Annotated in this window: 14 protein-coding genes and 4 tRNA genes; 2 read left to right on the top strand and 16 right to left on the bottom strand. The window is 62.2% G+C overall.

The window, feature by feature from the left end:
* Positions 1-173: 173 nt before the first annotated feature.
* The 9 genes from FS767_RS14565 to leuC form a co-directional block, all read right to left on the bottom strand.
* Entirely contained in the window at positions 174-794 is a 621-nt protein-coding gene (locus FS767_RS14565; protein ID WP_144966437.1) for a phosphoribosylanthranilate isomerase, read from the bottom strand.
* A gap of 58 nt (positions 795-852) precedes the next feature.
* Complete coding sequence (truA, locus tag FS767_RS14560) at positions 853-1,707, bottom strand: tRNA pseudouridine(38-40) synthase TruA (protein ID WP_058605539.1); 855 nt, start codon at positions 1,705-1,707, stop codon at positions 853-855.
* 111 nt (positions 1,708-1,818) lie between these two features.
* Positions 1,819-4,434 (bottom strand): FimV/HubP family polar landmark protein, encoded by a 2,616-nt coding sequence (locus tag FS767_RS14555; RefSeq protein ID WP_144966435.1) that lies wholly within the window; start codon positions 4,432-4,434, stop codon positions 1,819-1,821.
* Between the two features lie 71 nt (positions 4,435-4,505).
* Positions 4,506-5,510, bottom strand: a complete 1,005-nt coding sequence (locus tag FS767_RS14550; protein WP_144966433.1) for an aspartate-semialdehyde dehydrogenase — start codon at positions 5,508-5,510, stop codon at positions 4,506-4,508.
* A gap of 182 nt (positions 5,511-5,692) precedes the next feature.
* The gene (gene asd / locus FS767_RS14545; protein WP_058637677.1) at positions 5,693-6,805 is read right to left on the bottom strand and encodes an aspartate-semialdehyde dehydrogenase; all 1,113 of its coding nucleotides are present in this window, start codon (positions 6,803-6,805) and stop codon (positions 5,693-5,695) included.
* A 62-nt stretch (positions 6,806-6,867) separates the two neighbouring features.
* A complete protein-coding gene (leuB, locus tag FS767_RS14540) occupies positions 6,868-7,950 on the bottom strand; it encodes a 3-isopropylmalate dehydrogenase (RefSeq protein ID WP_144966431.1) in 1,083 nt (360 codons plus the stop codon).
* A 54-nt stretch (positions 7,951-8,004) separates the two neighbouring features.
* A complete protein-coding gene (locus tag FS767_RS14535; protein WP_144966429.1) occupies positions 8,005-8,769 on the bottom strand; it encodes a class I SAM-dependent methyltransferase in 765 nt (254 codons plus the stop codon).
* 139 nt (positions 8,770-8,908) lie between these two features.
* A complete protein-coding gene (gene leuD, locus FS767_RS14530) occupies positions 8,909-9,553 on the bottom strand; it encodes a 3-isopropylmalate dehydratase small subunit (protein WP_144966427.1) in 645 nt (214 codons plus the stop codon).
* A complete protein-coding gene (leuC, locus tag FS767_RS14525) occupies positions 9,550-10,983 on the bottom strand; it encodes a 3-isopropylmalate dehydratase large subunit (protein ID WP_144966425.1) in 1,434 nt (477 codons plus the stop codon). Before leuC ends, leuD begins: the two co-directional genes overlap by 4 nt.
* Before the next feature lie 130 nt (positions 10,984-11,113).
* Here leuC and FS767_RS14520 point away from each other — a divergent pair, with 130 nt between their 5' ends.
* Positions 11,114-11,992, top strand: a complete 879-nt coding sequence (locus tag FS767_RS14520) for a LysR family transcriptional regulator (RefSeq protein WP_144966423.1) — start codon at positions 11,114-11,116, stop codon at positions 11,990-11,992.
* A gap of 55 nt (positions 11,993-12,047) precedes the next feature.
* The gene (locus FS767_RS14515; protein ID WP_144966421.1) at positions 12,048-15,332 is read left to right on the top strand and encodes a bifunctional diguanylate cyclase/phosphodiesterase; all 3,285 of its coding nucleotides are present in this window, start codon (positions 12,048-12,050) and stop codon (positions 15,330-15,332) included.
* A gap of 66 nt (positions 15,333-15,398) precedes the next feature.
* Here the strand turns inward: FS767_RS14515 and FS767_RS14510 are convergent, their stop codons facing one another.
* The 7 genes from FS767_RS14510 to FS767_RS14480 all read right to left on the bottom strand — a co-directional run bounded on the left by FS767_RS14510 (position 15,399) and on the right by FS767_RS14480 (position 18,030).
* Positions 15,399-15,842, bottom strand: coding sequence for an Hsp20 family protein (locus tag FS767_RS14510; protein ID WP_027916483.1), 444 nt, complete (start codon positions 15,840-15,842; stop codon positions 15,399-15,401).
* A 132-nt stretch (positions 15,843-15,974) separates the two neighbouring features.
* Positions 15,975-16,946, bottom strand: a complete 972-nt coding sequence (locus FS767_RS14505) for a tRNA-dihydrouridine synthase (RefSeq protein ID WP_144966419.1) — start codon at positions 16,944-16,946, stop codon at positions 15,975-15,977.
* 50 nt (positions 16,947-16,996) lie between these two features.
* Positions 16,997-17,431 carry a thioesterase family protein gene (locus tag FS767_RS14500; protein WP_144966417.1) on the bottom strand — a complete coding sequence of 145 codons (435 nt, stop codon included), beginning with the start codon at positions 17,429-17,431 and terminating at the stop codon, positions 16,997-16,999.
* A gap of 160 nt (positions 17,432-17,591) precedes the next feature.
* Positions 17,592-17,667: transfer RNA gene (locus FS767_RS14495), tRNA-Glu, on the bottom strand.
* A 42-nt stretch (positions 17,668-17,709) separates the two neighbouring features.
* Positions 17,710-17,785: transfer RNA gene (locus FS767_RS14490), tRNA-Ala, on the bottom strand.
* 51 nt (positions 17,786-17,836) lie between these two features.
* Positions 17,837-17,912, bottom strand: a tRNA-Glu gene (locus FS767_RS14485).
* Between the two features lie 42 nt (positions 17,913-17,954).
* Positions 17,955-18,030, bottom strand: a tRNA-Ala gene (locus tag FS767_RS14480).

Below are 18,030 nucleotides of genomic sequence, written 5' to 3'. Positions count from 1 at the left end.
CTGCCCTGCCCTTTGAGCTCAAACGCTTAAAACGTGGGTGAAACGGCGACCCGGGTTCAGTACCCCTGCCGCGCCACCCTGAACAATTCGGTTGACCGCCCCACGCGGGGCCGGCCGGCCCACGGGGCTGAGATAGCTATGGACGATGGCACGCTGCCTGCCGTCACATCTGCTCAAGCCTGTTTCACCGCGCGTACGAATGCTTCTATTCTGGCCGCATCCTTGATGCCCTTGGCTTGCTCGACACCGCCGCTGACATCGACCGCGTACGGGCGCACCTGGGCGATCGCCTGCCCGACGTTGTCCGCCGACAGGCCACCGGCCAGGATGATCGGCTTGCCCAGGTCGGCAGGCACCAGTGACCAGTCGAACGCTTCGCCCGTGCCCCCAGGCACACCCGGCACGAAGGTGTCCAGCAAGATACCGGATGCGCCAGCATATTGCCGGCACGCAAGCTTCAGGTCGTCATCCGGACGTACTCGCAGTGCCTTGATCCACGGCCGGTGATGGCCTGCGCAATCGTGCGGGGTTTCATCACCATGGAACTGCAAAAGATCCAGGGGCACCGCTTCGAGTATTTCGCCCAGCTCGCAACGCGTGGCATTGACGAACAACCCGACCGTGGTCACGAAGGGCGGCAGCTCGGCAATGATGGCACGCGCCTGCTGTACGCTCACGGCACGCGGGCTCTTGGCATAAAAGACCAGCCCGATGGCATCGGCGCCGGCCTCGGCAGCTGCCAGAGCGTCTTCGATGCGGGTGATCCCGCAGATTTTACTGCGAACGATGCTCATGGACAGCCACCTGTTTGCGCGGTCAAAGGCGGAATCTTAGCAAATGGCGCTTCGTGCGTCAGTCCGCCAATGCATCGTAGCCCGTCAGAAAGTGTGGGCCAATGTAACGCTCAGGCAGCGCAAACGCCTCCGGGTACTCCACCTGGACCAGGTAAAGCCCGTAGGGGTGGGCCGTGACGCCACCTTCGCGGCGGTCCCGTCCCTCCAGCACCTGGCGCGCCCACTCAACCGGCCGTTCCCCCGCGCCGATAGCCATCAGCACGCCAGCAATGTTGCGCACCATGTGATGCAGAAAAGCGGTAGCCCGGACATCCAGCACGATCATCTGCCCGTGACGCGTCACCCGCAGGTGGTAAATGTGCTTGATCGGCGACTTGGCCTGACACTGGCTAGCGCGGAATGCGCTGAAATCATGGGTGCCAAGCAAACTTGAGGCAGCCTGGGCCATGCGCTCGACGTCGAGCGGGCGGTGATTCCAGGTCACCTCTTCGGCCAGGTGAGCAGGCCGAATCGGGTCGTTGTAGATCACGTAGCGATAGCGCCTGGCACAAGCCTTGAACCGCGCATGAAAATCGGCAGGCATGGGCCTGGACCACACGACGCTGATGTCATGGGGCAAGTTGAAATTGGTGCCCATGGTCCAGGCACGTTCGTCACGCACCGCTCGGGTGTCGAAGTGCACGACCTGCCCACAGCCATGCACGCCGGCGTCGGTACGCCCTGCACAAACGACTGAAATGGGTTCGTTGGCCACTTTGGAAAGTGCCTGTTCCAACGCTTGCTGAACGCTGGGCACGCCGCTGGCCTGACGTTGCCAGCCGCGGTAGCGGGCGCCCTTGTATTCCACACCCAGGGCGATGCGCGTGCAGCCTTCGGCAGCGGATTCGGCAGAGGCGGTGTCAATGATGTCCAAGAATCTGCAACCTGTTGGTGGACCAAATGCCGGGGATTATAACGACAATGGCAGCCGTTCAGGGCTGCCATCAGGTTCACGCGTTACAACTAAAGGGCTCCGCGCAAGGACTTAGACCAGACGCGAAAGCATGTCCTCTGCTTCTTCGCGCTGACGCTCATCGCCGTCCTTGACCACTTCGTCGAGGATGTCGCGGGCGCCCTGGTGATCACCCATATCGATGTAGGCGCGCGCCAGATCGAGCTTGGTGGCCACTTCGTCGGCTCCGGAAAAGAAGTCGAAATCCAGGTCGTCGATCGGTTCGAGCTCAGGTTGCGCAGCGGCGTCCTCGGCAGTGAAGTGCGGCTCCAGAGAGGGCGACTCCAGGCTTTGCGAGAGCTTGTCCAGCTCGGCGTTGACGTCATCGAGCTCGGAGGCGAACTGCTGCGCGCCTGGCGAGTCGTCCTGCAGGGACAGGTCGAAGTCCGCCGGCAGGTCGAACTCGGTGGCCGGATCGAAAGCCGGTACCGGATCAACCGTACTTGGCGCAGCGTCATCCCGACCACCTGCCACCTCGGGCTCACCGATGTCCAGGTCGAAATCGGACAGGTCCTGGGCTGGTTGAGCTTCAGCACTGGCCTGCGCCAGCAAGGTTTCGAAGTCTGCATCGGCCGGGTCTTGCATCTGCCCTCCTGCAGAGAGCGCCTCATCGGCCGGGTCGGCAGCCGATGTCGCGGGCTCGGGAGAAGGGTCGTCCAGGCTCAAGTCGAAGTTGTCATCCAGCGCTTGATCATCCAGCGCCGCGGTATCGAGCGTCGGAATATCATCGAAGGCGTCCGGCTCGGCAGCGGCCTGTGTGTCCGACTCTGCTGGCTCTGCATGCGGTGAACCCGGCTGATCATCGAGCAGCCCTTGCACATACTGCTCGTCTAGCTTGGCTGCCAAGGCAGCAGCACCCAAGCCGGCCGCGGCGAGGGCCAACATCGCCGGGTAACGCTCGCGAAGGCTGGCCACTTCTGCCGTGTTCCCGGCCGTCGCCGGCAACTGGCGCTCCTGCTCGGCGAATGCGCTTTGATCACCTTGGCGGGCATAGACCTCCATCAACTTCAAGCGCAGGTCATCGCGTCTGGGCGCGCTGGCAACTGCAGGCTCCAGCAGCTCGGTGGCGCGGTTCAGGCGGCCTTCGGCAATGCACGTGTCCGCCTGTGCCAACAATGGCCCATAAGGGTCTGCCGCAGGCTCACGCACAGGCTGTGCAGCCGGTTTTTCAGAGGCCGCTGCGGCTGCCGCTGAGGCGGCGACTGCCGCTGGCGACAGCGTAACGGTCGGGGACACGACTTCGACGCCATCAAGGCTGTCGTCCTCTGGATCGAAACCCTCGATCTGCTCCTCTTCCAAAGCGCGCGCCATGCGCAAATGCTTTTCGGCTTCCTGTTGGGCCCTGCGCTTACGCGCCAGCAGCCAGAGCAGCAGCGCCAGGACCAAGACGGTAGAACCGGCGATCAGCCATAGCAACCAGCGGCTTCCCAGCACGTCGTCCAGGGTGCTGTCCGACGGAGCTTGTGCGGCAGGTTGAGCGTCCGGCGCAGCCGAGGGCGCTGGCGCGATCACGGGTTGATCGGGAACGGTCGGCTGGCTCGCCGTCGGCACCGGATCGGTCACAGGCACAGCCGCCTGGGACGGCGCCGGGGCCTGCTGACCGGGTTCGCCAGGGACCGTCGCTGCTGGCGCAGGGGTAGCCGCGCCTTGCGCTTCCAGCCGGGCCAACTGATCGTTCTTGAGCTCGATCAGGCGCTGCAGCTTGTCCAACTGGCTCTGCAGGTCGGACATGCGGCTTTTGAGTTCTTCGTTGTCGCGGCGACTGGTGTCCAGGCTTTCCTGCGCCACTGCCAACTTGTCGTTCAGCGCCTTGGCCTGCCCAGCACCAGGCTGGTTGCCGGGGCTGACCAGACGCAGGTTGTCGCCTTGGGCGATGGCAGCGGGCGCGGCGTCTGCGGCACCACGCCGGGTAGCGTCGAGCTGGCGGGCACGCGGCCCCAGGCGACGACCCTCGCGCCAAGCCGCGTACTGCTCAGCGACCTCGCGATTGGCTTCGCCTTGGGCGATGCTCTGGATCTGTTGCTGATCGGGCAGGCGCAAAACCTGGCCAACCTTGAGCTGGTTGATGTTGTTGCCGATGAACGCATCCGGGTTCAGCGCCTGGATCGCGATCATCGTTTGCTGGATCGATCCACCCTGGGCATTACGCGCTGCGATCTGCCACAGGGTATCGCGGCGCTGGGTCGTGTAGCTGCCAGGGCCGGTGGTCGCAGTGGCGACATTGCCAGTTGCGGCTTCTGGGCCCTGGGCCTTGGCCTGATCCAGCAGGACGTTGTAGTCACGCAACAGGCGGCCTTGAGGCCACATCACCTGCACCAGGAACTTGACCACTGGCCCCGGCATGGGCTGGCTGGAGGTCACGCGAAGCACGCTTCGGCCATTGGGGTTGATCACGGGCGTGAAGCGCAAGTCCTGCAAGGCGCTCGAGAAGTTCACGCCTGCCTTGGCGAATTCCTCAGGCGGGGCCAGGCTCGGTGCCAACTGCGCCGCGGTCAGGTCTCGCACATCGAGCAGTTCGATCTCGGCCTCCAGGGGCTGGTTCTGCGCCGACTTGAGGGTCAGCTCTCCCAGGCCCAGAGCATTGGCCATGCCCGAGGACAGCGCCGAGGCTGCTGCCATGGCCAGAACCAGTTTGCGGATTCGAAGCATGAACTCTTCCCTTGTATGGATCGTCCCGAAACGTGCAGGCAGAGCAGGACAAAAGTGCCTGCCAGTATCTTTTACAGACCGTGTTTAATCAACAATTGCGCCACCTGCACAGCGTTTAGCGCCGCGCCCTTGCGCACATTGTCGATGGTCAGCCAAAGGTTGAGCTGCTGCGCTTGATCAACACCATGTCGTACACGTCCAACATAGACCACGTCCTGCCCGACTGCGTCGCCCACCGGCGTTGGATAGTCGTCTAGGTCTACCCGTTCGATGCCAGGCGCCACCTCCAAAGCCTGGTTGACGGCCGCCAGATCCACGGCGTGGCGGCACTGCACGGCCACATTGAAGCTATCGCCGAAAAAGACCGGGACTTGAGTGCAGCTTGTTGAAATACTCAGTTCAGGCTGGCCCAACAGCTCGCGCAGCTCCTGCACCATGCGCCGCTCCACGGTGGTATGGCCCTGTTCGTCGACCTTGCCGACCTGGGCCAACACGTTGAAGGCGACCTGGCGGTCGAAGAAGCGCGGTTCCAACGGGCGGGCATTGAGCAACTCGGCCGTTTGCCGAGCAAGCTCGTTGACCGCCTCACGGCCTTGAGCCGACACTGCCAAAGACGCCACCACCTGAACATGCTCGATGTCCAGCAAATGCTTGATCGGGGCCAGGGCGGCGGCGGCGGCCACGGCGCCTGAACAGGGGCTGGTGATCAGCGCGGGCAGCTTCAGCCCAGCCACTTGATCGGCGTTGGCTTCTGGAACGACAGCCAGTGCGTTGTCCAGGGCACCGGACAGGTCGATGACGGTGCAGCCCGCTTGCACAGCCTGGGTGGCGAAGCTGCGACTGACCGCGGCACTGGCTGCAAAGAATGCCAGCTTGACCTGCGCGAAATCGAACCCCTCGACCTCACGTACCTTGAGCTTCTTGCCGGCGAACATCACGCTACTGCCCGCTGACTCGATGCTGGCGAGCAGGTGCAGGGTGGCGACCGGGAAATCCAGCTCTTCGAGAATCTGGACCAACGTCTCACCGACGCTGCCGGTGGCACCGACGACGGCGATATCGAATGAAGGTTTCATATTGCAGGCTGCCTCTGGCGAAACGGGAGCGGCACTTTACCTGCATTACACAACCGAGGCCAACGCCGACCCGTGGCAGGGAGTCGCCAGCTGTGCGCAGGCTTCCCCTGCCACCTGCACTGCGCGCCCTAAAATAAAAACCCGCGCTGGAAGCAGCGCGGGTTCGGGTACAGATGGTCGTATCAACGTTCCAGCAGGATCCGCAACATGCGACGCAGCGGTTCGGCAGCGCCCCACAGCAGTTGGTCACCCACCGTGAACGCCCCCAGGTACTGGGAACCCATGTTCAGCTTGCGCAAACGTCCAACCGGGATATTCAGCGTGCCGGTCACCTTGGTAGGGGTCAGTTCCTGCATGCTGATTTCACGCTGGTTGGGCACCAGCTTCACCCAAGGATTGTGCTGGCTGATCATGCCTTCGATGTCGGCGATCGGCACATCCTTGTTCAGCTTGATGGTCAGCGCCTGGCTGTGGCAACGCATGGCACCGATGCGCACGCAGATGCCATCCACCGGAATCGGGTTCTTGAAGCGACCCAGAATCTTGTTGGTTTCGGCCTGCGCCTTCCATTCTTCGCGGCTCTGGCCGTTGGGCAATTCCTTGTCGATCCAGGGGATCAGGCTGCCAGCCAGGGGGACGCCGAAGTTTTCAGCCGGATAGGCCTCGCTGCGCATGGCCTCGGCCACTTTGCGGTCGATGTCGAGGATGGCACTGGCCGGGTTGGCCAGGTCATCGGCAACCGCGGCATGGGTGGCGCCCATCTGCTTGATCAGCTCGCGCATGTTCTGCGCCCCTGCACCGGAGGCTGCCTGGTAGGTCATGGCACTCATCCAGTCCACCAGACCGGCCTCGAACAATCCGCCAAGGCCCATCAGCATCAGGCTGACCGTGCAATTGCCGCCGATGAAATTGCGGGTACCGGCGTCGAGCTGGTGATCGATGACCTTGCGGTTGACCGGGTCGAGCACGATGACTGCATCATCCTGCATGCGCAGGGACGAGGCCGCATCGATCCAGTAGCCCTGCCAGCCTGCTTCGCGCAGCTTGGGGAACACTTCATTGGTGTAGTCGCCGCCCTGGCAAGTCAGGATCACGTCGAGGGTCTTGAGCTCTTCGATGGAATACGCGTCCTTGAGCGGCGCGGTATCCTTGCCCACGTTCGGGCCTTGGCCACCAATATTGGAGGTGGTGAAGAACACGGGCTCGATAAGGTCGAAATCCTGCTCCTCCAGCATTCGCTGCATGAGCACGGAACCAACCATGCCGCGCCAACCGATCAGACCTACACGTTTCATCGCAACTACACCTTTGCTAAAAGTGGGCCGCCATCGGGATTGGGGATGGCGGGCCAGAGAGATTACAGATTCCGCAGCGCTGCGACTACTGCGTCGCCCATTTCCTGCGTACCTACTTTGCGACAGCCTTCGGAGAAGATGTCGCCAGTGCGCAAGCCCTGGTCAAGCACCAGGCTGACCGCCTGCTCGATGGCCTCGGCGGCAGCCGACTGGTCGAAGCTGTAGCGCAGCATCATCGACACGGACAGGATGGTGGCCAACGGGTTGGCGATCCCTGCACCGGCAATGTCTGGCGCCGAGCCGTGGCAAGGCTCGTACATGCCCTTGTTGTTGGCATCGAGCGACGCCGAAGGCAGCATGCCGATGGAACCGGTCAGCATGGAAGCTTCATCCGACAGAATGTCGCCGAACATGTTGTCGGTCACCATGACGTCGAACTGCTTCGGCGCGCGCACCAGCTGCATCGCCGCGTTGTCGACATACATGTGGCTCAGTTCCACATCCGGGTAATCCTGTGCCACGCTCTCGACCACTTCACGCCACAGCTGGCTGGAAGCCAGAACGTTGGCCTTGTCCACCGAGCACAGCTTCTTGCCACGCACCCGCGCCATATCGAAACCCACGCGGGCGATGCGCCGCACTTCGCTTTCGCTGTAGGGCAAGGTGTCATAGGCCTGGCGCTCGCCACCTTCAAGCTCGCGCTGACCACGTGGGGCACCGAAGTAGATGCCGCCGGTCAGCTCGCGCACGATGAGGATGTCCAGGCCAGAAACGATTTCCGGCTTGAGCGAGGACGCATCGGCCAGCTGCGGGTAGAGAATGGCCGGGCGCAAGTTGGCAAACAGCCCCAGCTGCGAGCGGATCTTCAGCAGGCCGCGCTCAGGGCGAATGTCACGCTCGATCTTGTCCCACTTGGGACCGCCCACGGCGCCGAGCAGCACGGCATCGGCCTGGCGTGCACGCTCCAGGGTTTCATCGGCCAGCGGCACCCCGTGCTTGTCGATGGCTGCGCCACCGATCACGTCATGGGCCAGGCTCAGGTCGAGCTGGAACTTGTCATTGGCCAGCTCCAGCACCTTGACGGCTTCGGCCATGATTTCAGGACCAATGCCATCACCCGGAAGAATCAAAATCTGCTTGCTCATGCTTTCCTCTATGCATTCACGCAGCGCGGCGAATGGGGCCGCGCCAAAAAAGGCTTAACGTTCTGCCCACAGCACCAGCACATCCGTGCTGAACGAGCCATCGGCCTCGATCTGGTAATACTGCCGTACTTCTTCGCCCATGGCTTGCTGCAGTTCGCGGATGGCCAGGCGCATCAGCTCAGGGGTGCGCATGCGCTCGACCCAACTGCCGAACTCCAGGCGCAGTGACTGCCGGGCATGACTGCGAACACGCAGGCCGGCCTCGCTGACCTGCCGCTGCCACTGGGCAGCAGAGTAATTGCGAACGTGACTGGTGTCGCGCAACACCTCTACTGCTTGCAGATACGTGTCCAGCAGCGGGCTACCCGGGGACATGACGTCAATGAATGCAGCCACACCGCCCGGCTTGAGCACGCGGCGCACTTCGCGCAGCGCCAGGCCCAGATCGCTCCAGTGATGGGCTGAGTAGCGGCTGAACACATAATCGAACGAAGCATCGGCAAACGGCAGGGATTCTGCCGCGCCACGCTCGGTCATGATATTGGTCAGCGCACGATCGGCGGCAGCGTTGGCGACGACGTCCAGCATGGACTGGGAAAGGTCGTACGCGACTACCTGCGCCACCAACGGCGCAATCTGGAAGCTGACGTGACCTGCCCCGCAGCCCAGGTCCAGCACGCGTGCGTCGCCCTGCCCCTGCAACTGGGCCTGCAACAGCGCGAACTCGCTGCCTTGAGCATGCACGGCGCTGCTGAGGTAGGCCCCAGCCTGATCGCCGAACTGGCGCTGAACCACATCGGTATGCTGCGTGCGCGTCATTGGAATGTCCTGGTGTTGGAGTAGTCGCCGATATGGGCTCGGCCATTGCGCCAGTGGCACTGGCTTGAGCCAAGGTGCGTGAGGGACGCCGCTTGCACCGACCTGCTGGCAAGCAGGCCGGCGAGCGCGCAGGGTTTAGTCAGGCGTCGCGAAACAGCCAGGGTTGCGCAGCACGGTGCTTGTCCTCGAACGCCTTGATCGCCTCGCTGTCCTGCAAGGTCAGACCAATGTCGTCCAGGCCATTGAGCAGGCAATGCTTGCGGAATGCGTCTATCTCGAAGTGCAGCACCTTGCCATCTGGGCGTGTGACCGCCTGGGCCTGCAAGTCGATGGTCAGCTGGTAACCCGGCGCAGCTTCCACCTGCTTGAACAGCTCATCGACGTCTTCATCGCTGAGGATGATCGGCAACAAGCCATTCTTGAAGCTGTTGTTGAAGAAGATGTCGGCAAAGCTAGGCGCGATGATGCTCCGAAAGCCGTACTCGTCCAGTGCCCAAGGGGCATGCTCACGGCTGGACCCGCAACCGAAGTTCTCCCGCGCCAACAACACGCTGGCGCCTTGGTAGCGCTGGTGATTGAGCACGAATTCCTCGTTTACCGGGCGCTTGCTGTTGTCCTGATAGGGTTGGCCTACGTCCAGGTAGCGCCATTCGTCGAACAGGTTGGGGCCAAAGCCTGTGCGCTTGATCGACTTCAAGAACTGCTTGGGGATGATCTGGTCGGTATCGACGTTGGCACGGTCCAACGGCGCAACCAGGCCAATGTGCTGAGTGAAAGCTTTCATGCTGCGCTCCCTTGGATCAACTCGCGGACATCGATGAAGTGGCCGGTGACGGCGGCGGCGGCGGCCATGGCCGGGCTCACCAGGTGCGTGCGGCCACCTGCGCCCTGACGCCCTTCGAAGTTACGGTTTGAGGTGGATGCGCAGTGCTCGCCGCTTTCCAGCCGATCGGGGTTCATGGCCAGGCACATCGAGCAACCTGGCTCGCGCCATTCGAAGCCGGCTTCGACGAATATCTTGTCCAGGCCTTCACGCTCGGCCTGAGCCTTCACCAGGCCGGAGCCGGGGACGACGATGGCCTGCTTGACGCTGCTCGCCACCTTGCGGCCCTTGGCGATCTCTGCCGCCGCGCGCAGGTCTTCGATGCGCGAATTGGTGCACGAGCCTATGAACACGCGATCCAGGTGAATATCGGTGATCGCCTGGTTGGCCTTCAGGCCCATGTACTTCAGGGCGCGCTCAATGGAGCCACGCTTGACCAGGTCGGCTTCGGCAGCCGGGTCCGGCACACGCTGGTCGACGGCAAGCACCATTTCTGGCGAGGTACCCCAGCTGACCTGCGGCTTGATCTGCGTGGCATCGAGTTCGACCACGGTATCGAAGACGGCATCCTCATCGGAGACCAGGTCTTTCCAGACCTGGACAGCACGGGTCCACTGCTCGCCCTTGGGCGAGTACGGGCGGCCTTCAACGTAAGCGATGGTGGTGGCGTCGGTGGCCACCAACCCGACACGGGCACCGGCTTCGATGGACATGTTGCAGATGGTCATGCGGCCTTCCATCGACAACTCGCGAATGGCACTGCCGGCGAACTCCATCGCGTGACCGTTGCCACCGGCAGTGCCGATCTTGCCGATTACCGCCAGGACGATGTCCTTGGCCGTGACACCCGGCGACAGTTGCCCCTCGACCCGCACCAGCATGTTCTTCATCTTCTTGGCCACCAGGCACTGGGTAGCCAGCACGTGCTCGACCTCGGAGGTGCCGATGCCGTGGGCCAGCGCACCGAAGGCGCCGTGGGTTGAGGTATGCGAGTCGCCGCAGACCACGGTCATGCCTGGCAAGGTAGCGCCTTGCTCGGGGCTGATGACGTGAACGATGCCCTGGCGCTCGTCGTTCATCTTGAATTCGACGATGCCATATTCGTCACAGTTCTCGTCGAGGGTCTGCACTTGCAGGCGCGACACCTGGTCGACGATGGCCTCGATCCCGCCCTTGCGCTCGGGGGTGGTCGGCACGTTGTGGTCGGGCGTGGCGATGTTGGCATCGATACGCCATGGCTTGCGCTTGGCCAGGCGCAGCCCTTCGAAAGCCTGCGGCGAGGTCACTTCATGGATGATGTGACGGTCGATGTAGATCAAGGACGAGCCATCATCACGGCGCTTGACCTCGTGGGCTTCCCAGAGTTTGTCGTAGAGCGTTTTGCCAGCCATCGGACTGTTCCTCATCAGCGTCTTTCTATGCCAAAGACCACTTGGCTTGTATGGGCGATGCTAGGGGGTTAGATTGAATAACTCAAATTCATATTTTTTATCCTTTGGATAACCAAAAGGAATTCAGTAAATGGACTTGGCCAATCTCAGCGCATTTATCGCCATTGCGGAAACCGGCAGCTTTTCCAGTGCGGCAGAACGCCTGTACCTGACCCAGCCCGCTGTCAGCAAGCGCATTGCTGGCCTGGAGCAGCAGTTGAGCACACGGTTATTCGACCGCCTGGGGCGCGAGGTGACCTTGACCGAAGCCGGGCGGGCACTGTTGCCCAGGGCCTACCAGATTCTCAACGTACTGGAGGATACCCGACGGGCGCTGACCAATCTGTCAGGAGAAGTAGGGGGTCGCCTGACCCTAGCAACCAGCCATCACATCGGCCTGCACCGCCTCCCCCCACTGCTGCGGGCTTTCACCCGCCAATACCCGGCAGTGGCGTTGGATATTCAGTTCCTGGATTCGGAACAGGCCTACGATGAGATTCTGCATGGTCGAGCTGAACTCGCCGTCATCACCCTGGCACCTGAACCTCATCCCCTGATCAACGCTGTACCGGTATGGCAGGACGCGCTGGATTTCGTAGCCGCCCCGGAGCACCCATTGGCCAACAACGACGCCGTTACCCTTGCTGATGTGTCGTGCCACCCCGCCGTGTTTCCAGGGGGCAATACGTTCACCCACCACATTGTCCAGCGTCTGTTCGAAAGCCAAGGCCTGACACCGAACATCGCCATGAGCACCAACTACCTGGAAACCATCAAGATGATGGTATCGATCGGCCTTGCGTGGAGCGTGCTGCCGCGCACGATGCTTGACGAGCAGGTGGCGCCCATCGCCTTGCCCGGCATTGGGTTGTCCCGCCAGCTAGGCTACATTCTGCACACCGAGCGCACCCTGTCCAACGCCGCCAAGGCGTTCATGGCCCTGCTCGATGACCATGCCGCAAGCGCCTGAACAGCCGTCTGCCCGCCCCTTCAAGGATGTGCCCCATGCCAAAGGTCTGGTAACCATGCCCAAATCAGCAAACCGCTTCATGCGCCTGCCGCGCATCCATGCGGCGGACCCCGAGGCGTCGGAGCAGGCCTGGCAGAGTGCGCCGCAGCTGTTGGCTGCCCTGAACGGGGCGCGCCTGGGTGCGTGGCTTTGGGATATCGAAAGCGGCCGGGTAAGCTGGTCCCGCGGTACCCAGGCCCTGTTCGGTTTCGACCCGCTGCGCGCCCTGCCTGGAGATATCGATTACCTGGACCTGCTTGCCGAGGAGGACCGCGCGCGAACACGCAAGGCGTTTCAGGCGGTGTTCGATGGCGAACCGGTAGGGCGAGCCATGCGCCACCGCATTCGCTGGCCAGACGGCAGCCTGCATTGGCTGGAGATCAATGGCAGCCTGACCTGCGACCGGCACGGCAGGCCGCAGATGATTGGGGTAGTGCGCGAGATCACACGCCAGCGCGAGCGGGAAACTGCGCTGATGAACTCTGAAAAGCGCCTCGCTACCCTCTTCCACCTTAGCCCCAACGCCATTTTGTTGACCCGTCGTCATGACGGCATGATCTTCGAAGTCAATCAGCACTTCGAAGATACGTTCGCCTGGCCCGCCAGCCAGGTCATCGGCCGCACCAGCGTGGCGCTGGGTTTGTGGGCCGACGCTGCGCAACGCCAGCACATGCTCGATTCTTCTCGCCTGAACGGCGGCCCGCTGACCATGGAGGTGCAGTTCCGCGGCAGCGACGGCAAGGTCCATGATGGCATCCTTTGCACCCAGGGCATTGAGCTCGAAGGCACCACCTATCAGCTCAGCACCTTCGTCGACACCACCGAGCGCAAGCGCGCGGACCTTGCCCTCAAGGACAGCCAGGAGCGCCTGGACCTTGCGCTGGACTCGGCGCAGTTGGGCACGTGGGACTGGCACATTCCCAGCGGCATGCTCTACGGTTCGGCGCGGGCTGCACAACTGCACGGGCTGCCGCCAGTAGCCTTTCACGAGTCCTTCGATGCGTTTTTCGAAGGCGTTGCGGAACAGGAACGCCTCTCCATGCGCAAGGCCTACAGCAGCCTGCGCGAAGGGCCGGCCGGCAATTATCAGTTCACGTACCGGGTACAGTTGGAGAACGGCGTCTCGCGGTATATCGAAAGCCGTGCGCGCTTGTATCGCGACGAGCACGGCAACCCTCTGCGCATGGCGGGCACCCTGCTCGACATCACCGACCAGGTTGAACGCGAGCTTCGCCTCAGTGCCTCGGAAGAAAAGTTTGCCAGCCTGTTTCAAGTCAGCCCCGACCCGATCTGCGTGACGCGTCAGGACACGGGACAGTTCATCGAGATCAACCCCGCCTTTACCCACACCTTCGGTTGGACGACCGAGCAGTTGATCGGCCGCACGGCCCAGGAGATAGGCCTGTGGGCCGAATCTGCCCTGCGAGCCCACCGCATCGAGCGGGTCATCCGCGAGCAGGCCTTGAGCAACGTGGCGTTGGTCGTCCACCACCGCAGTGGCGAAGCCTTGACCTGCCTGATCTCCAGCCGCCTCATCACGGTGGGCGACCAACCCTGCAGCGTCACCACGCTGCGCGACATCACTCAACAGCAGCGGGCAGAGGCAGCGCTCAAATCCAGCGAAGAGAAATTCGCCAAGGCGTTTCACTCAAGCCCGGACGCCATCACCATCACCGAATGCCTAACCGGGCGCTACCTGGAAATCAACGACGGTTTCTGCCGGTTGACTGGATACTCGGTGGGCGACGTCGTCGGGCGCACCGTATTCGACATTGGAATCTGGACCGATGCGCAACAGCGAACCGCCCTGCTGGCTGAACTGCGCGAGTATGGCCGGGTACATCATCGGGAAATGCTGGGGCGCAACAAGCGCGGCGATCTCCTGACGGTAGAGGTGTCCGTGGAGCAGATCATGCTCAACGATGTAGAGTGCCTACTGATGACCGCGCGGGACGTCAGCCAACTGAAACAAGCCCAGGCACAGATCCGTCACCTTGCTTACCATGACCCGCTGACCAATCTCCCAAACCGTGCCCTGCTGATGGAGCGGCTGGGTCAGCAGATTGCCCTGCTCAAGCGGCGCGACTTGCGTGGCGCCCTGCTTTTCCTCGACCTGGATCATTTCAAGCACATCAACGACTCGCTGGGCCACCCGGTCGGTGATGCCGTGCTCAAGATCATCACGGCCAGGCTTGAGGCCAGTGTACGTGTGGAGGACACCGTGGCACGGCTGGGTGGTGACGAGTTCGTGGTACTGCTCAGCGGCCTGGAAGGCAATCGTGATGAGGTGGAGGATACGGTTCGCCAGCTGGCTGACACCGTACGCGCCCTGTTGGCCCAGCCCATGTCACTCGACGGCCAGCGCCTGCAGGTGACCCCCAGCATTGGCGTGGCTTTGATCCCGGACCACGGCACAACCCCAGCCGATCTGCTCAAACGCGCCGACATCGCGCTTTACCGCGCCAAGGACTCCGGGCGCAATACGACTCAACTGTTTCACGCCACCATGCAGAAGGCGGCCAGCGAACGCCTGCGCATGGAGAGTGATCTACGCCTGGCGCTGGCCCGTGGCGAAATGGCCCTGCATTACCAACCACAGGTCGACGCGCGCGACAACCGGATCGTCGGTGCCGAGGTGCTGTTACGCTGGCACCACCCCCAACTCGGCCAGCAGTCGCCGGGCCAGTTCATCCAGGTCCTGGAGGAAAGCGGGTTGATTCTGGAGGTGGGCAACTGGGTACTCGATGAGGCGTGCGTTGCCTGCGCCCACCTGCTGGCCGACGGCTTGATCGATGTCGACGATTTCAGCCTGTGCGTCAACATCAGCCCACGGCAATTTCGCCAGAAAGATTTTGTAGGCCGCGTCTTGCGCAGCCTCGACGACAGTCAACTGCCCAGGAAACTGCTCAAGCTCGAAATCACCGAAGGTATCGTCATCCAGAACCTGGATGACACCATCGCCAAGATGCGGGAGTTGCAAAGGCACGGGGTAACGTTTGCCATGGACGACTTCGGCACAGGGTACTCCTCGCTGACCTACCTTAAACGCCTTCCAGTCGATGCCCTGAAGATCGACCAGACGTTCGTCCGTGACGTGACGATAGACCCCAACGATGCTGAAATCGTCCGCGCCATCGTGGCCATGGCGCTTAGCCTTGGTCTTGCGGTAATCGCCGAGGGTGTAGAGCTGGCCGAACAGCTGGCGTTTCTGGAAAAACTGGGGTGTCACCTGTACCAGGGCTACCTGCACAGCCGGCCTTTGCCGCTGCAGGCGTTTCGGCAACTGTTGCAAGCGCCCTGAAGTGGCGGCGCGTCAGCATAACGCAAGAAGGGCACCCTAGGGTGCCCTTCTTGTTGATGCGCTGGATCAATTCAGCGCGGGTTGCTCGCCGTTGATCGGGATGCGTTTGGCCTTGGCTTCTTCAGGCACGATACGCAGCAGATCGATGCTGAGCAGACCGTTGGCCAAGCCAGCAGCCTTGACCTCGATGTGGTCAGCCAGGCGGAAAGAGAGCTTGAAGGCGCGCTGGGCAATGCCCTGGTGCAGGTATGTCACTTCTGCCGAGCCATTGTCACGCTTGCCACCGGTAACGGTGAGCACGCCTTTTTCGACCTGAAGGTCGAGATCCTCTTCCTGGAAACCAGCCGCGGCAACCACAATGCGGTACTGGTCGTCACCGTGCTTTTCCACGTTGTAGGGCGGGTAGCTGCTACCGGCCTCATTACGGGCCGCGGATTCGAACAGGTCATTGAAGCGGTCGAAACCAACGGAGTGGCGGAACAGCGGTGCAAGAGAGAAAGCGGTAGTCATGGTCATAACTCCTGAGATATCAGCAAGTAAGTCATTACGCGACCCGAATTCGGCATCGCGTACTCAAGAGATATGGCCCATCAATGTGCTTTCAAGGGCAGTGCCAAAAAAAATTTCGGCTGTGCCAGGCGGTCACGCTACCTGTGCTTCATCTGCCGTCGGCGTCAGGCCAAGCAAGTGCCCGATGCGCGTGCAGTCATCTTCGCGGCGCAGCTCGGCAAACAGCAGCACGGCCTCGGGGTAGCTGCGCGTCAACATGGCGACCCACTGCTTCATGCGTCCTGGGGCGTAACGGGGTGACAGTTTGGCCTGGGCCTGACCCCAGAATGCCTGAAGTAGCGGCAGCAGTTGATCCCAGCCCATGGCCTGGTAGGGCGTCCCGGCATTGGCGGCGGCGATCTGCATACCCAGGTCCGGGCGAGACACCAGGCCACGCCCCAGCATAATGTGCTCGGCGCCGCTGACTTCCCGGCAACGACGCCAGTCCTCGACTGTCCAGATCTCGCCATTGGCAAACACCGGCACCTTGACCACGTCCTGCACGCGCGCCACCCATTCCCAGTGCGCGGGTGGCTTGTAGCCTTCAACCTTGGTCCGCGCATGCACCACCAAATGGGCCGCCCCGCCCTCGGCCAGGGCCACGCCACAGTCCAGCGCCCCGTCCGGGCTGTCAAAGCCCAGGCGCATCTTGGCGGTGACGGGGATCGAGGCAGGCACCGCGCGCCGGACCTCGCGGACAATGGCGTGAAGTAGCTCAGGCTCCTTGAGCAGCACCGCCCCGCCCCGGGACTTGTTCACCGTCTTGGCAGGGCAGCCAAAGTTGAGGTCGATAACCGGGGCGCCCAGCTCGCAGGCCAATGCAGCGTTATCGGCAAGGCACGCCGGGTCAGACCCCAGCAGTTGCACACGCATGGGCACCCCTGCCGCCGTATGCGCGCCGTTGCTCAGCTCGGGGGCCAGTTTATGGAACGAAGAAGCTGGCAGCAGACGATCACAGACGCGGATGAATTCGCTGACGCACCAATCGACGCCGCCTACGCGGGTCAGCACGTCTCGCAGAATGTTGTCGACCAGCCCCTCCATCGGGGCCAGGGCAATTTGCATGGAATGATCTCGGCGCAAAAGGCGGCAGTCTAGCAAAATTTGCGCGTACTTCAGGCCGGGATCAGCGCTGGCGCGTAACCTTCCAGAAATTCGGCAGGCATGCGCCTGGGTTTGCCGGTAGAGAGCTCGATACAGGCAAAGGTGGTCCGGGCGCGAAGCAATACCACCCCATCGCGCGCACGGCGCAGCTGAAAGCGTCGGGTCATGCGCAGACGCTGGTCCCAGTCGACGATCCAGGTGGCTAATTCCAATTCGTCACCTTCGTAAGCGGCGGCGAGGTAATCGATTTCGTGACGGACCACCGCCATGGCGCGATCAAGCCGGCGATACGCCGCCAGGTCCAACCCCAGGCGTTGGGAATGCCGCCAGGCGCACCGCTCCAGCCAGGTGACGTAGACGGCATTGTTGGCATGCCCCAGGCCATCGATGTCTTCGCTGCCGACATGCACGTCGATGATGAAAGGTGTGGGCAGGTCCCAGCTCATGTTGATGTCCCAAGGGCAAAAAAGGGATTTAGCAGTGAGCGAACGAGAAATGTCTACCCCAGAACGGAGGGCGGCGATGGGATTTTTTTCGAGAGAAAAAACAAAAGGCCCATTCAATATGCGAATGAGCCTTTAAAGTCCCGCAAAACGCGGGTAAACGTGGCGTCCCCTAGGGGACTCGAACCCCTGTTACCGCCGTGAAAGGGCGGTGTCCTAGGCCACTAGACGAAGGGGACGTAACCTTCGCAAAAGTCTGCAATGCAAACCCTGGCAGTAATTGGTGGAGCTAAGCGGGATCGAACCGCTGACCTCCTGCATGCCATGCAGGCGCTCTCCCAGCTGAGCTATAGCCCCAGATTTTTAGCCTCGCGGCCCAGCACTGTCGAAACACTGCTTGTGTAAAACTGGCGTCCCCTAGGGGACTCGAACCCCTGTTACCGCCGTGAAAGGGCGGTGTCCTAGGCCACTAGACGAAGGGGACATAACCTTCGCAAAAGTCTGCAATGCAAACCCTGGCAGTAATTGGTGGAGCTAAGCGGGATCGAACCGCTGACCTCCTGCATGCCATGCAGGCGCTCTCCCAGCTGAGCTATAGCCCC

Origin of the sequence: Pseudomonas sp. DE0010, assembly GCF_007680745.1 — a bacterium.
Taxonomy (GTDB): domain Bacteria; phylum Pseudomonadota; class Gammaproteobacteria; order Pseudomonadales; family Pseudomonadaceae; genus Aquipseudomonas; species Aquipseudomonas parafulva_B.
The sequence above is the reverse complement of the archived record's forward strand: the minus strand, read 5'-3'. Positions and strand labels throughout refer to the sequence as shown.

Coding starts and splice junctions, on each gene's coding strand:
- FS767_RS14500 (WP_144966417.1), bottom strand. CDS start 17,431: ATGAGCTGGGACCTGCCCACACCTTTCATCATCGACGTGCATGTCGGC.
- FS767_RS14515 (WP_144966421.1), top strand. CDS start 12,048: ATGCCCAAATCAGCAAACCGCTTCATGCGCCTGCCGCGCATCCATGCG.
- FS767_RS14555 (WP_144966435.1), bottom strand. CDS start 4,434: ATGCTTCGAATCCGCAAACTGGTTCTGGCCATGGCAGCAGCCTCGGCG.
- FS767_RS14565 (WP_144966437.1), bottom strand. CDS start 794: ATGAGCATCGTTCGCAGTAAAATCTGCGGGATCACCCGCATCGAAGAC.
- FS767_RS14520 (WP_144966423.1), top strand. CDS start 11,114: ATGGACTTGGCCAATCTCAGCGCATTTATCGCCATTGCGGAAACCGGC.
- leuC (WP_144966425.1), bottom strand. CDS start 10,983: ATGGCTGGCAAAACGCTCTACGACAAACTCTGGGAAGCCCACGAGGTC.
- asd (WP_058637677.1), bottom strand. CDS start 6,805: ATGAAACGTGTAGGTCTGATCGGTTGGCGCGGCATGGTTGGTTCCGTG.
- leuB (WP_144966431.1), bottom strand. CDS start 7,950: ATGAGCAAGCAGATTTTGATTCTTCCGGGTGATGGCATTGGTCCTGAA.
- FS767_RS14550 (WP_144966433.1), bottom strand. CDS start 5,510: ATGAAACCTTCATTCGATATCGCCGTCGTCGGTGCCACCGGCAGCGTC.
- leuD (WP_144966427.1), bottom strand. CDS start 9,553: ATGAAAGCTTTCACTCAGCACATTGGCCTGGTTGCGCCGTTGGACCGT.
- FS767_RS14505 (WP_144966419.1), bottom strand. CDS start 16,946: ATGCAAATTGCCCTGGCCCCGATGGAGGGGCTGGTCGACAACATTCTG.
- FS767_RS14535 (WP_144966429.1), bottom strand. CDS start 8,769: ATGACGCGCACGCAGCATACCGATGTGGTTCAGCGCCAGTTCGGCGAT.
- FS767_RS14510 (WP_027916483.1), bottom strand. CDS start 15,842: ATGACTACCGCTTTCTCTCTTGCACCGCTGTTCCGCCACTCCGTTGGT.